Source organism: Vibrio sp. TRT 29B02 (genome assembly GCF_050113655.1).
In the GTDB taxonomy this organism is placed as follows: Bacteria; Pseudomonadota; Gammaproteobacteria; order Enterobacterales; family Vibrionaceae; genus Vibrio.
The window spans coordinates 86421-101746 of the sequence record NZ_JBNJOJ010000011.1; the positions used below are offsets into that span (position 1 = coordinate 86421).

Below are 15326 nucleotides of genomic sequence, written 5' to 3' on the forward strand. Positions count from 1 at the left end.
TGTTTTGCTGAAAAACAATAAGCTTAATCGTGAAAAAATCGAGCAAGAAGCACGACTGATCTTGCATGTTGCTTTTCACGTTGCCGGTTCTTATTCGCACTCTGATAAGTTGAGGCAGTTGCCATCGAGCCCCAACTTATCGTTTGAGTTTCTTTGGGATGGCAAGAAACACAGTGAAACGCAAATCCAAGGTGATCGAGTCTATATCCGTTTTGCGTTTCAGGATTTATTTCGTTTCCAGAAAGGAGACTTGTTTTACTATTCTGAATCAACAGAGCTAGCGCGGAAAGCAATTCCTTGTGGCTATGTAAGTGCTAGGGCTGCACTATGTGCGTTGATTTCCCATGAAGTCGCCCATGCCGCTCTTTTTGTGACTGAGCAGGAGTATGGCAAGCGTCCTCATAATAAAGCATGGCTTGATCTTACAATCTACCTTAGAGAAAGGTTGCTACCAGTCTTTGATTACAGCGCAGAGCGTTCCTACCTCGATTTCATTGATGGTGATGATGTTCTGAATTTCGATTGGGAGTTGCTTATGAGCTATATCCGAAACTTTGACAGTATGATGGCCACAAAGCCGAAGAAGCAAGGTATACGCTTTCATTTCCGACTTGTTGGCGCAATTATAGAGCGCTTGATAAGTAATGGGGAACAAAAAGGGCTTGTTATTTTGACAGATAAGCTATTTAAAGCGGCGCTGTAGCACTGAAATGACTCACCTTTAATTGATTCGAATGCTTGTCATGACATAAATCGTAATCAAAGTGGTACGATGAGGGCGGTTTATGTCTCTAGATTTGATCTTGATCTACTCTCAACTTCCTCTCATTGCTCACCGTTTTCAATACGATTAAACTTACGCAGAATTAACACTACCGTTTTGCGACTTGCTTAGACTACTGATCTATTGGTCTTGTTCGTTTATCTCATTTTTGAGATTGCTTTGTGCTGATGAAGTTGATCATTTAATATTAATAATTTCTTCTATAATATCTAAGTTATCTATAATTAAAAAACATGTATTTTAGTAGTTACATTTGGTTGGTTGGCTGTCGAATTTTTTTACTGATTAATCCAAGCACACTCTTTTGTTTTATAAAACATAGAGCTGAGTCGTTTGATACCGCACAGATATAGAGGTGCTGATGAAAAACCCTGACAACTTACAGACTGATAAAAACAGTTTTTTTGCTGGCCAGTTTTCTCAATTTTTAGATCAAGAAGCGAGATTGCATATCCGCGACAAGTTCTTGTCTGGCCAAAGTACACATGAATCTAAAGACCTAGCGCATTCATTGGCTGCAATGATACGTAAGGACCCAATGAATTTTACGGCTTCCTTGTTTAACGGTAATCACTACGATCAATCCGCAAATGCCAAGAGTCGCTTTATTGATATTGCAGTTAAAACTTTGCCGCCGTTCACTAGCATTAAGGGTAACTACTCTGGGCAGAACCATAAGCAACTAGACTCTCAAGTGAATTGGGATTTTTCTGCTTCTGTAAATAGTAAGATTGCTGCACTGGTAACGGATTACCTCATGAATCGAGAAAGTCAGGAGGTCAATGAGCAAGAGCTAGAGCGTTTTATTGAAAAACATATTGTTGAACCTATTGAGCAGTACCAACAGATGCAACAGGACGTACCAGCGAGACTAATCGCTCTCCATGAAGTACAGAACTCTCTGATGAAGAATGTTGAGGGTGATTTTGCGGTAAGATATAACGACGCTTTGTCTACTGACTCTATGGATCTTAACTCTGTGAAGTTTATTGAGGTTGATGCTAAAGAGCATGGCATATCTGTTCCTAATGAGTTTGCTCAGCTAAAATCGGGTCTTAGTGAGTTGCAAGAAATGGGACTGAGCGATGAAGCTGGGCGTTTGTCTCTTCCTAGCACCTCTCAGGAGCTACAGCATGTATTTGATAGAGAAGGGGTGGATATGTCATCACCTGAACTCTCTTCGCAAGTACAGGGCCATCTAGAGCGTTTTAAAGCCATTACAGATAAAGGGATTGATCTATCCCAGAGTTCAATGAACTTCCACCAGCCATAATAAAGCCGCCTAGCGGCTTTTTTTATACTTGCTAGGTTTAATTCTAATGATTGTGGAGAGTTTCTTTAGGTATGGAGCTAGGCATGCGGAGTAGGTTATAAAATCGTAGATATTTGAGTGACGTATTGTTTGCATGGAATGCCACTTCTCTCTTAGCGATGGGCAAGTTAGTGCGCTAATTACTGATTGATACTGTCCACGAGTAAAGCACCCCATCTTGTTATAAGCGTTTCTTTCTACGATAGTCAGGAACCTTCCGTCATCGACGTCAGTTGTGTGTTGAAGCCTGAAGTCAAGCTCAGGATATTGATTCGCCAGTGCTTCTATCTGCCGTTGCATTTCTATGAATTCACGATCGACATAAAACTCCGTTACGGTTGCGTTTTTCAATGGAGAGTCTGGAAACATGTGCGGATTAAAGTGCTCAAAGAATCGGGAAACAATGGTTCTGTGCTTTCCTTCTGTGACGAAATATTTATCCTCAACCTTCACAAAAGACACGCCGCTTTTAGGCTCTGTATCAACGTAGTAAATCGGGTCTTCATCAAGTTCCCATAACGCTCGATTTAGCCTCTTTAACCACCTACCATTAAGACAGTCAGACCAAGTCGCGTCATCGCCGTAGATCTGATTGATACCAGCAATTTGATCCATAGGAATTGAAGCGGTATAGACTTTACTTTCGTCAGTTAAGTGTAATCCCTTATTTCTAAGGTAATTGTGAAAGTTGTATAGAGTGTCGTTACTAAAGGGGGCAGGGGATTCGATGTTAAGCTCTTGCAGGTTAGTTCTGATCGGCGAATACTGCTCTAAGTATAAGGCTATGCTGCTCTGCAGCTCTGTAAGTCTGCTCTTTAACTCGACAGGGTCATGACGGCTGGGAAAGTAAAGTTGCTCTCTCTCTAGCTCTTTAAGCTGCATTCTTGTTTGTTTGTACTGCTCGACGCTACCTATCATGCGAACCCTCTGCCGCTCATAATTTCGTACTGTGTTGGTTGGTGGCTCTCTTGCTTAGTTTCAATCTTGTTTTTTAGAAAAACCTCGACCGTTATGATTAGCCCATCTAGTTTGATGTTAGCCTGTTGTGGAATCGCCATCATTTTCCTCAGAGACTTTGTGTTATGACTATAGGAGGCCGTCAGGCAAGTACTGTTTAGCCGTTTCTTGATTCATTAGAAGTGCTTCGGTTGAGCCTACAAACGATGTCTCTACGAAACCGAGATGTCGCCATACAGCTTTATTGTCCGTAGGATTCAGCTGTACGCCTACAATCAGAGAACCATGCTTGTACAAAAGGTGATTATTGGCAGCTTTAATCAGCTCTCTAATCTTACCTTTGCCGCGAGACTCTTCAGATAAGCCAGCAAATGTGATGATCGCCATATTCTCTGTACCCATCAATTGCTCTACTGCTATTCCACCTTTGTCTTCCGGCAAAGAGAAAGTCCAGCATAGCGCAGGTTTAGCAAAGTCAGCAGGCTCTACGTTGTGGTTTTCTTTAACTTGCGAAGACTCATTGTAGAACTCTCCAATAGTTACCCTAGCTTGCCTATATTTGTCAAAATCACTATTCGCGTTGGAGATGATTACGTCATTCATAATATTTTTGTCACTATTGTTTATGCTTGGACTCGATGTAATTGTTCATATCAAACCCAGTAAAGGTTTCAGTCAGACAGTCGCTAGAGCGAGCCTCTGCGATGCTTTCGTAGCTGCTTCGAGAATGCGCTTTCGAGTAATAAGTTGTGCCATACCTGATACCTTCTTCTGTGCTAATACTTCCCTGCATTTTGGCTACTCTAGCTCCAGTTGGACGCCAGTGCTTTTGTCCATAGTCGTTTATCACGCTGCATATTTGCAACGTCGACAACCTTTACAGTTACAGGGGTTCCTTTTTCTATGGTCTCGTACTTCTTGCATTGTTTTATATTGTATAGCCTTCCTGAAGCGGTCTCTATAGATAAGTTAAGCGCTTCTGCCAATGTCGCGGCTGTGAAAAATGTACCTCTTTCCATCATGAAAATGGCGACTTCTTCTGTAGTCATGCTTACGCCCATCCCAGCAATTTTGCAGGTTGCAGTATAACCCATTTGGGTTATACTGCAACCTAATTCGTTAACGTTTATAATTCACTCTTGAGTTATAAGAAGCGAGGTGGGCCTACTTTGGGTAAAGAAATTACCGAAGAAGAAAAGCGGTTGAATGAGTTGGCTAATCAAGAGATCAAGGTTGCCATTAAAACTGAAATGGATTCTCATGGCGTTACTGTCAAAGATGTGGCTGCTCGGTTAACTAAGCTGGGGAGACCCGTGTCAGAGCAGGGGTTACGAAACGCAATTAGCAAAGGAACCCACAAGACTACATGGTATTGGGACTTGATGAGAGTCATTAGGCAGGACGAATGACTTAACATCAGGTTAATGGGAAATTCTCATCAAAAAGACTAATTATTTCGACCTTGAAAAGATGGTGAAGTCGAACCATTGAAATTTACAGTGATTCTTAACGTGGGAAACATCAAATGAACGAACAGAAACAATTGGCATTTATTGGCTTTTCTAGGACTAGTGATATCACTCAAGTAAAGCAGCTTTCGATTAGCATTAAGTGCGATGCTGACCTAAACAGCGCTAAGAACATAGTAACAACGTTTCTAAGCGCGATGATTCGGAGTTAGTCAAAGTGTTAGTTTGCAAGAACAAAATTTCTGGCATGGATGAAGCAAAGAACTCGACGCAAGTGATAAAACTGTCTGAATTGCGAGAATATCTGAATCGAACGGGGTGGTCAGAATCACCGCATGTTGCTAATCATTTTGTCAGAAACAACACCAGAGGAGTAGTTGCTATTGATTCAAGATCTAACGAAGCATTCATAGTGGAAAATATAGGTAGTGTTCCGTGGTCACGTATATCTGACATTGAGCAATTTGAGCAAGACCTTGCCTATTTACAGTAATGGAAATTAGATAGTTATTCTTCCCGCTATTATCAATAGCATTCTCTAGGTACTAAAAAGCCGCCCTAAGATTAGAGGCGGCTTTTTAGTGTTGATGGTCACTTCTGGATGAAAATGTCAGTTAACAACTCAGAGGCACGGAGGCAAATGACCACCAACGTTTTAAGCTTACACGAAAGACTTTCTTCCCGTCAATCGATCAACGTTTAATTGGACGTCTATTGACCAGTTGTATCATATAAGTTCTAGCATTAAGTTGGCGGTCTGCTTGGCATCTAGTTTTCTAATAATTGAAGCTGATTGAATGTTGAATCCATTGTTGAAGTAGCTGGCCAACTCAACCAGTGCTTGTTCGTTATCGAATATGTAATCCCGTTCTGTTTTACTGAAAAACTCTTTAATGAACTCTTCGAAACTACTTGTAGCCAGAGAATAGAAGTTCACAATAAATTCAGCCTCTTTGCTCGAAGGGGTGTCTTTCGCTGAATCTAGCATTACCTTAACTTCATCAATTTTTGATTTTAACGTATGGATAGTTAGATATGATTGGCTTAAAAGCTCCTTAGTCTTACGTCTGTCTTCGTTTCTTAGTTGGCGTATTTTCAATGCATGCTTAGCTTTATCGCTTCTGTGCTGCTTCATCGTTAGAAGTTCCCCGCGATCTGCTGCAGCGCATAATTGCCGATGACTCATGCTGTGGTACTGGAAGGCTCTCAATTGGTTAAGAACGTTAGTGCGGTATAAAATCCGTTTGTGGTCCCGATAGTAAGAGGGCGCAATCGTTATACCGCCATATTGATTCATTTGTCTAATTACCTCTCCACCAGCGTAAAAACGAGTGGTTCTTCGATACTCAAGTCTTCTTTTCTGCCAGTCATAATAGTTGCTTAGTGCTCGCTCCCATCCGTCTAAATCGAACCAATATAGTCTGCAGATCTCCGAATCTATGTAGATCGCGTCCAAAGGCAAGTCATCGAAACAGTGCTCATCGTGAACGGGAGTTGGATTGAGATGCTCTATTCCATTTGCTGGACGTAACATAGGAGTTATTGACTTATGGGCTTGCGTCAGTTCAGACGTTACCCTTGGCGCATAGAACCGTAGGCGCGTAGTTGTTGGTATACCATTTTTCCGAACTCTTTTTGTTGTCTCCTTTAGATGCTTTGACAATCTAGAGCGTGGCTGTTTGTTGGGTAAACTGTCTAGATGATAGATCTCTAAGCATCGAAGTTTGACCTCAATCCCTTTCGTGTTGCTGTTTAGGGCAGTCAGCTTGCGATCTATTGATTGCTGCAGCTCCTGTTCAGATAACATCAAAGCGGGGTCTAGTAAGCGTTCAAGTTTTGCGCTTACATAGCCTTTGCATTGCTCTTCTATCTCATCTCTCACCGCCTCAAAGCGTTCAGGGGGGTACGAGCGGTTGATAGCCTTTATCGTAATCTTAGTTAATGTGATACTCGGCTCTTTGCGACCAACTAGCATGCTTGCATTAAACGTCACATTGAGAGCAAGCTTGTTCTGGTCGTACATTTCTGATTCACAGCTATCGGAACTGAAAACATTTAGAGGCTCATAACCAAAAACATCATTGATGGTTTCGTCTATATAGCTATTCTCTGTAAATTCAGGGCTCATCGTATTGATAGCAAAAGCTTCTTTTACAGGTGTGCTTTTCAGTGTTGTGTTGTACCCAACTTCTGTATTTAGCTTGGGGTAGGGTATTCTTTTGAATTGATTGAACACTTCGTCGTAGATCGCGACAGGTGCGTAAGGCAGTAAAGCTACGCCATCGATGGCCCATAAATATGATAAGAGAATTGCATCTTCTTTTGTCACGATATCGTAGAGCGGGTGGACTATTTGACTACCATACATTTCCAGAAACAGCGACTTGGTTTTTGGATTCATGTGAGGGTCATTTTCAATGTCTTTATAGCCTTCGAACTCTCGAACATTGCCCCACTTATTTTCTATCGAGGTGTAATAAGAATCGGCACTAAGCTGACATAGTAAACGGTATAGTTTGGCCACCAATTGGGGTTTAAGTGTATTACTTTGTAGCATGACGCGATTCAGATATGGATCAATGCTACGAGCGTGAAACCCTCGCGCCTCTTCGTTTATAGAAAGGCGATACATATAGTCACGGATTCGAAGTGCTTTATCTAAATGCAGGCTAGACCATCGCACTTTTTTTGAAAAACTGGCACCGCTTTTATTCTCGGTCACAACTGTGCAGAAACTGCAGCCCATACGATTAGGGTTTGAAGAGCCGCACATTGAGTTAGTTTCAACGGTATCTTGGCTTACGTTAAACGAGCATGTTTCAGGCGTAGTTGCATCACCGTAAATCTCAATCAGCAAGCCACTATGCTCTTCGAAGTAAGGAATTCCGCCGCCATTGATAGAAATGAGTGGATTGCTACCGGCTATCTTGAGAGCATCAAAAACTTCATTTGCGTTCCAGTCTCGAATTGGGGCGTAACTAACAAGTAACTCTCCCTTACTAATGAGTTGTTTTACATCATCACAGTTTCGGTTGTATATCCTTTGCTTTTTCATATTCACACTACGTCGAGAACCTTCGTCTTTTCGACTGCCAACAATATTTATGATTGGTGCGTTTAATCGAGCTTGGTCTTTAGCAAATTGTTTACGGGCTGGTGTGAGTTTAAAAAGGTCGGTACAGTCTCCGTTTCTTGTTGCGTTGACAAGTAGTTTCCTTGCGCCAATGTAGCGATACAGGAAGCTATTCATTTTGCTTGGCTTAATATGATTGTACGTCAGGTTGATGCCTGTTCGTTTTGCATAGTCTTCTATCCTTGGAATGGTGAAGTTGACGTACATTTTTAGTGGCAACTCTTCGATTCTAGGATCGACTGTGTTTACAATGAGTTCTCTGTCGAAATCCGGCTGACGCTTTTTGCATTGCCTGTATGCTTCTAGAGTGATCGCCAATATAACAGTGGAATCTTTACCCAAGCTCGCAGCAACCACACAAACAGCATTTGTAGACAGCAGTACGTCCACCAGCTGTTCCACTTCTTCAAAAAATCTACGCTTTGCTTGTAGGTATGCTATTTCTTCTTGGTTGGTCACTTGGCTCGTAATATCGATGACATCAATAGCATCACTGAATTGTGACCAAATGCTTTCAGGTTTTGAGTCTATCTGTTGTACTTCCTGATTGTTTCGGATTTTAGGCAAAGCTGCATGTGGCATCTAGCAATCTCTTCACTGTTAACTGACAATTAAATTATAGCACAGTATTGATTTAATTCAAGCCAAGGTCTATTATTATGTAGTCAGTTAACAAGGAGGCATTATGTTCCCGCCAATTACTTTGAGTCTTTACAAGGCTCGTGAAGGCTTTAGGCCAACGTTCGATTGTTTTGAAGGTATCGTTACGATTAAGGACTTCCTTAATGGGTTTGTTCGTGAAGAGAATAGCGACAAGCTACCATTTGATGACAAGTGCCAGCGCAACGTTTCTCTAAATGATTCTCGCGTAAAAGGCATCTATAACTATCTGCCTAGTGACCCGTCAGAAGAGACAGGGTTTACGGGGATTATCATCTTCGTTAATACCGCCAATGTTGTTCAAGAAATTCAGATTGGTTCCGAGGTGGCGGTTGCTTTGGGAATACCAGCTACAGCGTCACGTCATGTAATGGATGGTCAGGGGCGTCATGCTGCTTTTACTAAAAAACTTGCAGTTCTTCAGGAAGAAGGCGATCAGCAAAAAATTGATGAATTTTTGAGACGGACTCTTGGCTTGAAACTGATTGTGACTAATACGCCTCATGTAAAGGACGTTAAGCAGGTCATTCGTAAGTTTTTTGCTGATGTTCATTTAAACCTAAAAAAGCCTCCAACAACTCTATCTCTATTCTTCGCAGATAACCCCTTATCGCGTTTTATGCGTGAATTGAGTATTTCTATCATTGTAAGCGAAAAGCCTCTGTACGAGCGTTTGGTTGTCCACGGCAGGACAGAACGAGGGCATATCACAGACTATGGGCAATTCCGGTCACTGGTTTGCAAAAGCCTTGGGGTAGGTCCAGCGAAGGCTGAGGTCATTCTTGATGACCCTGAAGCCTATCGCAGTTGGTTAGCGATCTTGACTAAACTAATTGGCGCAGCCTATTCCCATATCGACGTGTCGAAAGTCGATACTGATGAGTGGGGTGCATCTCACCAAAAAGCACTTTTTTCAAAAGCTTTATTTACTACTGCATTGGGGATGGCCATAAGAACGATGATTGAAGCGTCCTCCCTAAGCAAGAGAAAAATTGACTACCAGCGGTTTAACGCGCTGTCAGATTTACCCCTAAATAATCTTAGTGACCCACTTTGGATAGAGCGTGGCGTGAGTCATATTGATAGTGATGGGGCAGTAAAAATTGTTCCTAAATGTGCGAAAGAGATTTCCGTGATTCTATGTGAATCTCTTGGCCTTTCCTCTACAAATTTCAATGGGTAGGTGGGGATAAGATGCGTAATAAAACCGTCCGAATAGACTTAACCAAGTATCGCTGCCCAGATGCGATAAGCTTGTTTCGTCGTGGAGTAGCAGAATTCCTCAAATCTAACTGCAGTGAGTTAGAGGTTATAGCTATAGAGCCATCCTTAACTCGCGATATTCCTTACGTGATTAAGCATAATGGTTGGAAACTTCGTCTAGAAACATCTTCTACACGATTGTCAAAAGAGCACTTGAATGAAATGAAAGTTGACCCTGATGATGATACTTATGATGGAGTTAGTGAGCTTTTGTTCTTCAAAATGGCAAGGCTTCATTAGTTTTTAATGAGTGGTTAATGGTTTAAGTGTGTTCTCGTAGTACAAAGTAGGTGTTTATATACTATTATTGTGCTATAGTTAACTTGTCAGTTAACAAGGAGGCGCAGCAATGTCCACGAATTTAGCACCGAAACTTTTTCTTCATCAGGAATCAACGATTGAGCATGACTTTGCAGTTTCTGCTCGCACCTCAATTGCCCGCAAAACAGCTAGCGCGCCATTGAAACAGTTAGTTCAAGAAGGACGAATCTCTAAAGGTAGTTGCCTGAATTTTGGTAAGGGTCGATGTGACCATGACAGCAGTCTATTGCGTGAGATTGCTGGTCACTGCCAAGACTATGATTACACCTATTGTCGCAGTGACATCATTGGGAAACACTTTAAAACTTGCTTTGCTGGTTATGTTCAAAATACTTTACCGCCACAATCTCGAAACGTAGTGTGGTCTCAGTTAGCGAGCGTGACGTCAGAAGATGGGGTGTGCTACGTAGCTTGTCGCAGTGATAAAGATCGCGGCGTGAAGGGGCAGCCATTTGAAGATGGTTTTATCACGTCCATCCACACATTTCAGCGGACTTACAAGGCTGGGGAGCTATTGGCAGAGGCGAAACAGCATTTTGCATACTGCAGAGAGCTAAAAGCATCACAGAGCGGATATCGAATTGTAGAGTGTCGCCACTTACCATTCGGTGATGAAAACGTACTCCAACTTTTCTAATCGTTTTTCTGTAAAACCTACCCGCATTGATCGGGTAGGTCATTCTTTACTCGCATTGAAGGTTATTTATGCAAACTACTATAAGCAACTTAAATCATGGCATTAGACGTACACATGACCGAGCGCTCAATATTATTCACTCCGCATCCAGAAGTTGCGTCAAGCGGCTAAAAAAATCGTCCACGCGAGGGTTAGGTTTTAACAATGAAAGTCGAATAGCAATATTAGAGAGTGTATTGAGCACCGATCTATTAGACGACGCTTATGAAACGTTTTCTACGCTGGGCATTACGCTAAGTGTTTCGGAACAGAAAATAGTGAGCTTTGCGCTAAGGGGGGAGCCAACTATTTCATGTGACGATATGATCGCAGATTCACGAGATCCTCTGGCCGTGGCCAAGGAAGTAATCCTAGCCAATGCATCTCATAAATCTAGTCTTGCCAACGCTTATCGTAATGCTGGTTATACGCGCTCTTTCCTTAATGAGTGCGCGCGACAGGGAGGGTACAATGACTTATCCGACTATGAGTCTAGTATTCAAAAAGAAATGAGTATCTAACAATTAGGCGAAAAAAAGCCTCTAACAACAAAATATAAAGGTTAGAGGCATAATAACGTCAGTTGGCTAGAAAATACCATATCGGTATGCGTTTTATATATTACATGATGACTTATTGTTTGCAAGAGAATCGCCACCCCAAATCGCTTCAAGATTGAAAGTGGAATGTAGGTCACTAAGTTCGTTTAATTTGTAAGGGAGCAGCTTCGGCTTACAGTGTAAGTAGCCTTGATGAAGGTGAGCGTTGTGTCTGAGTAAAAAATCACTCTCTTCTCTTTTCTCGACACCTTCGCATATAGCTTCAATTTGGTATTTCGAGGTCAACTCAATAATGGCAAGAACTATATCTTGTTTCATGCCACTAAGGTGAATATCGCGAATAAATGAACGATCTATTTTTAACTGCTTTAAAGGCAGCTCTAGCACTCGTTGTAAGTTTTGGGAATCTACGCCAAAGTCATCAAGCGACAGTCTTGCACCGCTGTTGAGTAGTGGAGAAAGTGCGCTGAGCATATTCTTGGTTGAATGGGATGAAGGTGATTCGGTCAGTTCAATAGTTAATAGCTTTGCAGGATAGTCGTGCTGTTCCAGCAGACTCTGAATGCCACCGACCACTTCATCGTTTAAGAGTTGTTGTGGTGAGAGATTGAAGTTGATTGGTATGGCTTTATCATTCACGGTCATTAGAGTGACCTCTAGGACTTGCAAGCTTACTATGTGGCCAAGGTCATGCGAGTCTGCAGTCTGGATTAATTGCCGTGCTGTTGTATTGTTCAGTCGTGCAAGAGCTTCTACGCCATGCCAATGCATATCGCGGACATCCACTATAGGCTGTATTGCTGCTTGCATCTCTCTATTGTGAATACTGGTTATGATTTGCTGACGTATATTTCTCATGATTTCATCTGATTTATGATAATGATAGTGGTATAAACTTATAACAGTACGGCGCAAGCGACCAATAAAAGAGGTTAAGGTTTGTTCAACGTGTGACATCGCCCCAAAGTTTACTGACGACTTTTACAAGAAAACCCAATCTTAGTAACAGGACACTCCTTGAATTACTGGAAGTATACGAATAAGGACTGAATTGGTTGAATGACTTTTCGAATGCAGAGACGCTTCATTCAGCAGTTATTAGACCCAAACGCACATACATAAGGGCTCAACGAAGAGGGAACAAGTAGTAGACATGGAAACAATGATTATAACTAAAGCGATCACTATTGCAGTATTTTTGCTAATAGCAGTGTTGGGATTGCTTGGTTCAGTATTTTCCAATGACAGATGTTTTGCTCAATATCTTCAAGGCCTATTTCGTATCGGATTGTTTGGTTCTGTAGTTATGTTATGGCTGGCATCTGTTTAACTTATCGGCCAACGCTCACGATAAATAACCACCATCAAACAGGATTCAAAGGTTGTAGCAAAGGGGGCATTGTGGCGCCAAATTTAATAAAGCCCAAGAGATCAAACGCCAAGCCAATGCGCGAGGCTAGAGAGGGAAAGTCTAATGACTCGAATTGCTTCTGTTAAGACGCTTAATGCTAGCAAAAAAACACGTCTAGCATATGCTTACCGCGCTGCTGAACGTGATTCTATGTCTGGTGATTCTGATTTGGAAAAGCGAGGTGATGATGCTATTGACCAACTTTTAGCGGGTTCAATGCCAAAGTCTGAGCAGCTTGATTGGGCTATTCGAGAACAAACGTGGCGAGAGCTACATAGTTAAAATGGAAGTAGAGCTATCATGCTAAAAATCAGACAAAACAGAGATGCTGCAGAGAGTTTGCTTATGGCCGCATAAACTGAGCTTAAAGACAAGCATCTAGACGAACATTACGACGAAAACTGATAATGAGATAAAAATGAAAAACGAATCACAACTATCCACAGGGCACTTATTTGTGTTGGCATTCGCTCTATTGGGCATACCATTTTTATTCCCTGATTCTCTTATCGCAGCCTTTAGTTATATATCAGGGACCGCCGTTTTGTGTGTCGGTATCCGTTCTTTCTTCAAGAACAGGACAAAGGCTACTATCAATTCACAAGGGAAATAGGTAATGTCAGATATAGATTTACGAAAGCACGTCAAATCATTTCTAGAAACTGGTGATTACACCATGTTCGGTCAAGGCGACGAAAAGGCACTAGAGCCAGCAATTGTGAACTTTTGCCTTGAACACGAAATAGACGAAATCATGGTTAGCAGTATGTCTATTAGTGATTTTTCGAACCAAATTATCGCTGAAATTCAAAGAATTAAATTTACTGATTTTGTAAAAGAACTTAAGCAACTAGTTGATAGTTTCGGTCTTGATTATCGCGGTTCTGCTGACGAACCCGATTACAATCGCCTATTGATTAATCTCAGTTTTGGTTTAGACGATGAGCCACAAGTTGATCGGTTGATTAGGCATGTACGAAACAAGCTAACAAACAACTTTGATAATGATAGCGGTAAGTACCCGCTTGCAGTTTGGAAATCACATGTTGAATCGGCTAAATGTTGGGATGTTGAGTTTGGTTTTTCCCTTACTTGGGAATGCACAGAAGATATCCAGCCATAAGGGGATGCTCGTGAGAATTGATTATGAATATTTGAACAACTTCTTAACTTTGGTTTTGGACAATGGAAAAAGTGACTTCAAACTAAATGCTGCACCGTTTCAAGAGTTGTGGCCAAAGGGCGATGAACAAGCCTTAGATAAATTAGTATTTCATCTTGAGATACTGGCTGACCAAAACTGCCTTGAATCTGCATTAACTAAGAAAGATGGTATTGGTTTTACAAGAACTGGCTCAGGATGGATAGTTTGTATAATACCTTTGCGTCTCACTGCTAATGGACATCAATTTGCATCCGACTTAACCAAACCAACGGTAATCGAACAGCTAAAAACGTCATTTTCAGATGCTGGCCCTAATGAGGTTGTAAAGATCGCATTTGCGTTAGGCAAACAGATACTTGAGAAAAAGTTGAAACAATTAACCGATATTTGAACGACGACTATGGCGATACTCCATCTAAATTGGAACCAGTGAGTCAGCGTGATGATAACGGGAAAGTATCGCTGTGCTTGCTCTGAAGTAACGGAAGCACATGATATGCAAATTGAGCAAGAACGTTTGACACTCATACTTATTACCCTAGAAAAGCCATCAAAATAATGTTGGTAGTTATGGAAAAACTGTATCTCTTAGGTGAACCTGTTTACTTGCACCTTGAACCATTAGGCATAACCTCTTTTCTTTTCGGATTAATGGCTGCCAGTTACTACCTGTCTCGTGGCGTACTATCGATTCGCACCTTATTCCTGTTGTTTGTGATATTGACTGGAGCTGCCATTTTGCCAGATCACTATTTATTACAAACTCATGCAGGTGTACATGATCCATCTGCACACATGGCTTATATTGGCATCACCGTAGCTAGTGGTGTTTTTGTTGTTAAGGCTTGGGTTCAGTATTTTATGCGAATGATAGGTAGGATATCTCGCAGATATCTGAGCGAATAAGAAAACCGCCTTTTTTGGCGGCTTTATCGTTTTTCTGTAAAACTATCTTTCTATATTCTTGGTCAAGAAATGTTCTTTAGGCAGGTTTTTTTCATCCATCTGCTTTTGCATAGGAATTGGTATTCTACCTTGCCCCGTCCACCCTTGACTGTTCCCGTTTTCGTCAATGTAAGTGAACTTAGGCGGCTTGCTTTGTCCTTTAGTCGAACTAGAATCGATTGCTGAAACTAGCTCTCTGGTCGTCACTCCAGCTTCTTTTAACTTAGCAAGTGCATCTTGGATCGCTTTTGCTTTAATCTGCTCTGCCGCCGCCGCTGCTTCTTCAGCTTCGTGAATTTCTAATGCAATATTATTCATCGTCTCGATGTAAGCTTGCATTTGTGTGCTGGTAGTGCCTTCTTTCTTACACAGGCTTCTTAAGGTTCGAGCCTTCATTATTTTGTCTAATGTAGTATCCATTAATTCGTCCTTATCTTTCTATTCATTAAATCAATATAGGCTGAGTCGGTAATATGTGCTGCTACCAATTCGCAGTTAGCTCATGCTGTTTAAATCCACAAACCTGTTGCTATGTTTTTCAAAAGAGTGACAGTTTACGCATAATAGCCAAACTCGTATGACGTAGATTTAAGTTTATGAAATCATAAGCCTGATGTGTACTTTTTTACTCTAGGTATACAAATAAATTTAAAAAAGAAACAAATAGCTT

General features: G+C 41.4%; 19 protein-coding genes. 12 read left to right on the forward strand and 7 right to left on the reverse strand.

Annotated elements, in window-relative coordinates; genetic code table 11:
- The first annotated feature begins 4 nt into the window (after window positions 1-4).
- Complete coding sequence (locus ACQEXT_RS08875; RefSeq protein WP_426951613.1) at window positions 5-703, forward strand: hypothetical protein; 699 nt, start codon at window positions 5-7, stop codon at window positions 701-703.
- 442 nt (window positions 704-1145) lie between these two features.
- Complete coding sequence (locus ACQEXT_RS08880) at window positions 1146-2057, forward strand: hypothetical protein (RefSeq protein WP_426951615.1); 912 nt, start codon at window positions 1146-1148, stop codon at window positions 2055-2057.
- 9 nt (window positions 2058-2066) lie between these two features.
- On the opposite strand, the gene ACQEXT_RS08885 is transcribed toward ACQEXT_RS08880, so the two are convergent.
- The 4 genes from ACQEXT_RS08885 to ACQEXT_RS08900 all read right to left on the reverse strand — a co-directional run bounded on the left by ACQEXT_RS08885 (window position 2067) and on the right by ACQEXT_RS08900 (window position 4102).
- The gene (locus tag ACQEXT_RS08885; protein ID WP_426951617.1) at window positions 2067-3014 is read right to left on the reverse strand and encodes a hypothetical protein; all 948 of its coding nucleotides are present in this window, start codon (window positions 3012-3014) and stop codon (window positions 2067-2069) included.
- A 168-nt stretch (window positions 3015-3182) separates the two neighbouring features.
- Window positions 3183-3656, reverse strand: a complete 474-nt coding sequence (locus tag ACQEXT_RS08890) for a hypothetical protein (RefSeq protein ID WP_426951619.1) — start codon at window positions 3654-3656, stop codon at window positions 3183-3185.
- 13 nt (window positions 3657-3669) lie between these two features.
- On the reverse strand, window positions 3670-3846 hold the full coding sequence (locus ACQEXT_RS08895) for a hypothetical protein (RefSeq protein WP_426951621.1): 177 nt from the start codon (window positions 3844-3846) through the stop codon (window positions 3670-3672).
- Between the two features lie 10 nt (window positions 3847-3856).
- Entirely contained in the window at window positions 3857-4102 is a 246-nt protein-coding gene (locus ACQEXT_RS08900) for a hypothetical protein (RefSeq protein WP_426951622.1), read from the reverse strand.
- Between the two features lie 120 nt (window positions 4103-4222).
- Between ACQEXT_RS08900 and ACQEXT_RS08905 the strand changes: the two genes are divergently transcribed.
- Entirely contained in the window at window positions 4223-4462 is a 240-nt protein-coding gene (locus tag ACQEXT_RS08905) for a DUF6471 domain-containing protein (protein WP_426951624.1), read from the forward strand.
- A 787-nt stretch (window positions 4463-5249) separates the two neighbouring features.
- Here the strand turns inward: ACQEXT_RS08905 and ACQEXT_RS08910 are convergent.
- Entirely contained in the window at window positions 5250-8114 is a 2865-nt protein-coding gene (locus ACQEXT_RS08910; RefSeq protein WP_426951625.1) for a hypothetical protein, read from the reverse strand.
- A 226-nt stretch (window positions 8115-8340) separates the two neighbouring features.
- Here ACQEXT_RS08910 and ACQEXT_RS08915 point away from each other — a divergent pair, with 226 nt between their 5' ends.
- The 4 genes from ACQEXT_RS08915 (at window position 8341) to ACQEXT_RS08930 (ending at window position 11096) form a co-directional block, all read left to right on the forward strand.
- Window positions 8341-9498 (forward strand): DNA sulfur modification protein DndB, encoded by a 1158-nt coding sequence (locus tag ACQEXT_RS08915; RefSeq protein ID WP_426951626.1) that lies wholly within the window; start codon window positions 8341-8343, stop codon window positions 9496-9498.
- Window positions 9499-9509: 11 nt separating this feature from the next.
- The gene (locus ACQEXT_RS08920) at window positions 9510-9818 is read left to right on the forward strand and encodes a hypothetical protein (protein ID WP_426951628.1); all 309 of its coding nucleotides are present in this window, start codon (window positions 9510-9512) and stop codon (window positions 9816-9818) included.
- Between the two features lie 109 nt (window positions 9819-9927).
- A complete protein-coding gene (locus ACQEXT_RS08925) occupies window positions 9928-10536 on the forward strand; it encodes a hypothetical protein (RefSeq protein WP_426951630.1) in 609 nt (202 codons plus the stop codon).
- A gap of 236 nt (window positions 10537-10772) precedes the next feature.
- On the forward strand, window positions 10773-11096 hold the full coding sequence (locus ACQEXT_RS08930; RefSeq protein ID WP_426951631.1) for a hypothetical protein: 324 nt from the start codon (window positions 10773-10775) through the stop codon (window positions 11094-11096).
- A 93-nt stretch (window positions 11097-11189) separates the two neighbouring features.
- Here the strand turns inward: ACQEXT_RS08930 and ACQEXT_RS08935 are convergent, their stop codons facing one another.
- On the reverse strand, window positions 11190-11993 hold the full coding sequence (locus tag ACQEXT_RS08935; protein ID WP_426951632.1) for an EAL domain-containing protein: 804 nt from the start codon (window positions 11991-11993) through the stop codon (window positions 11190-11192).
- Window positions 11994-12288: 295 nt separating this feature from the next.
- Between ACQEXT_RS08935 and ACQEXT_RS08940 the strand changes: the two genes are divergently transcribed.
- The 5 genes from ACQEXT_RS08940 (at window position 12289) to ACQEXT_RS08960 (ending at window position 14617) form a co-directional block, all read left to right on the forward strand.
- On the forward strand, window positions 12289-12465 hold the full coding sequence (locus tag ACQEXT_RS08940; protein WP_426951633.1) for a hypothetical protein: 177 nt from the start codon (window positions 12289-12291) through the stop codon (window positions 12463-12465).
- 144 nt (window positions 12466-12609) lie between these two features.
- Entirely contained in the window at window positions 12610-12828 is a 219-nt protein-coding gene (locus ACQEXT_RS08945; RefSeq protein ID WP_426951635.1) for a hypothetical protein, read from the forward strand.
- A 334-nt stretch (window positions 12829-13162) separates the two neighbouring features.
- Window positions 13163-13669: a hypothetical protein gene (locus ACQEXT_RS08950; RefSeq protein WP_426951636.1), complete on the forward strand. Its 507-nt coding sequence runs from the start codon at window positions 13163-13165 to the stop codon at window positions 13667-13669.
- A gap of 10 nt (window positions 13670-13679) precedes the next feature.
- A complete protein-coding gene (locus ACQEXT_RS08955; RefSeq protein WP_426951638.1) occupies window positions 13680-14102 on the forward strand; it encodes a hypothetical protein in 423 nt (140 codons plus the stop codon).
- Window positions 14103-14281: 179 nt separating this feature from the next.
- A complete protein-coding gene (locus tag ACQEXT_RS08960) occupies window positions 14282-14617 on the forward strand; it encodes a hypothetical protein (protein WP_426951639.1) in 336 nt (111 codons plus the stop codon).
- A gap of 42 nt (window positions 14618-14659) precedes the next feature.
- On the opposite strand, the gene ACQEXT_RS08965 is transcribed toward ACQEXT_RS08960, so the two are convergent.
- Complete coding sequence (locus ACQEXT_RS08965; protein WP_426951640.1) at window positions 14660-15076, reverse strand: hypothetical protein; 417 nt, start codon at window positions 15074-15076, stop codon at window positions 14660-14662.
- Window positions 15077-15326: the final 250 nt, after the last annotated feature.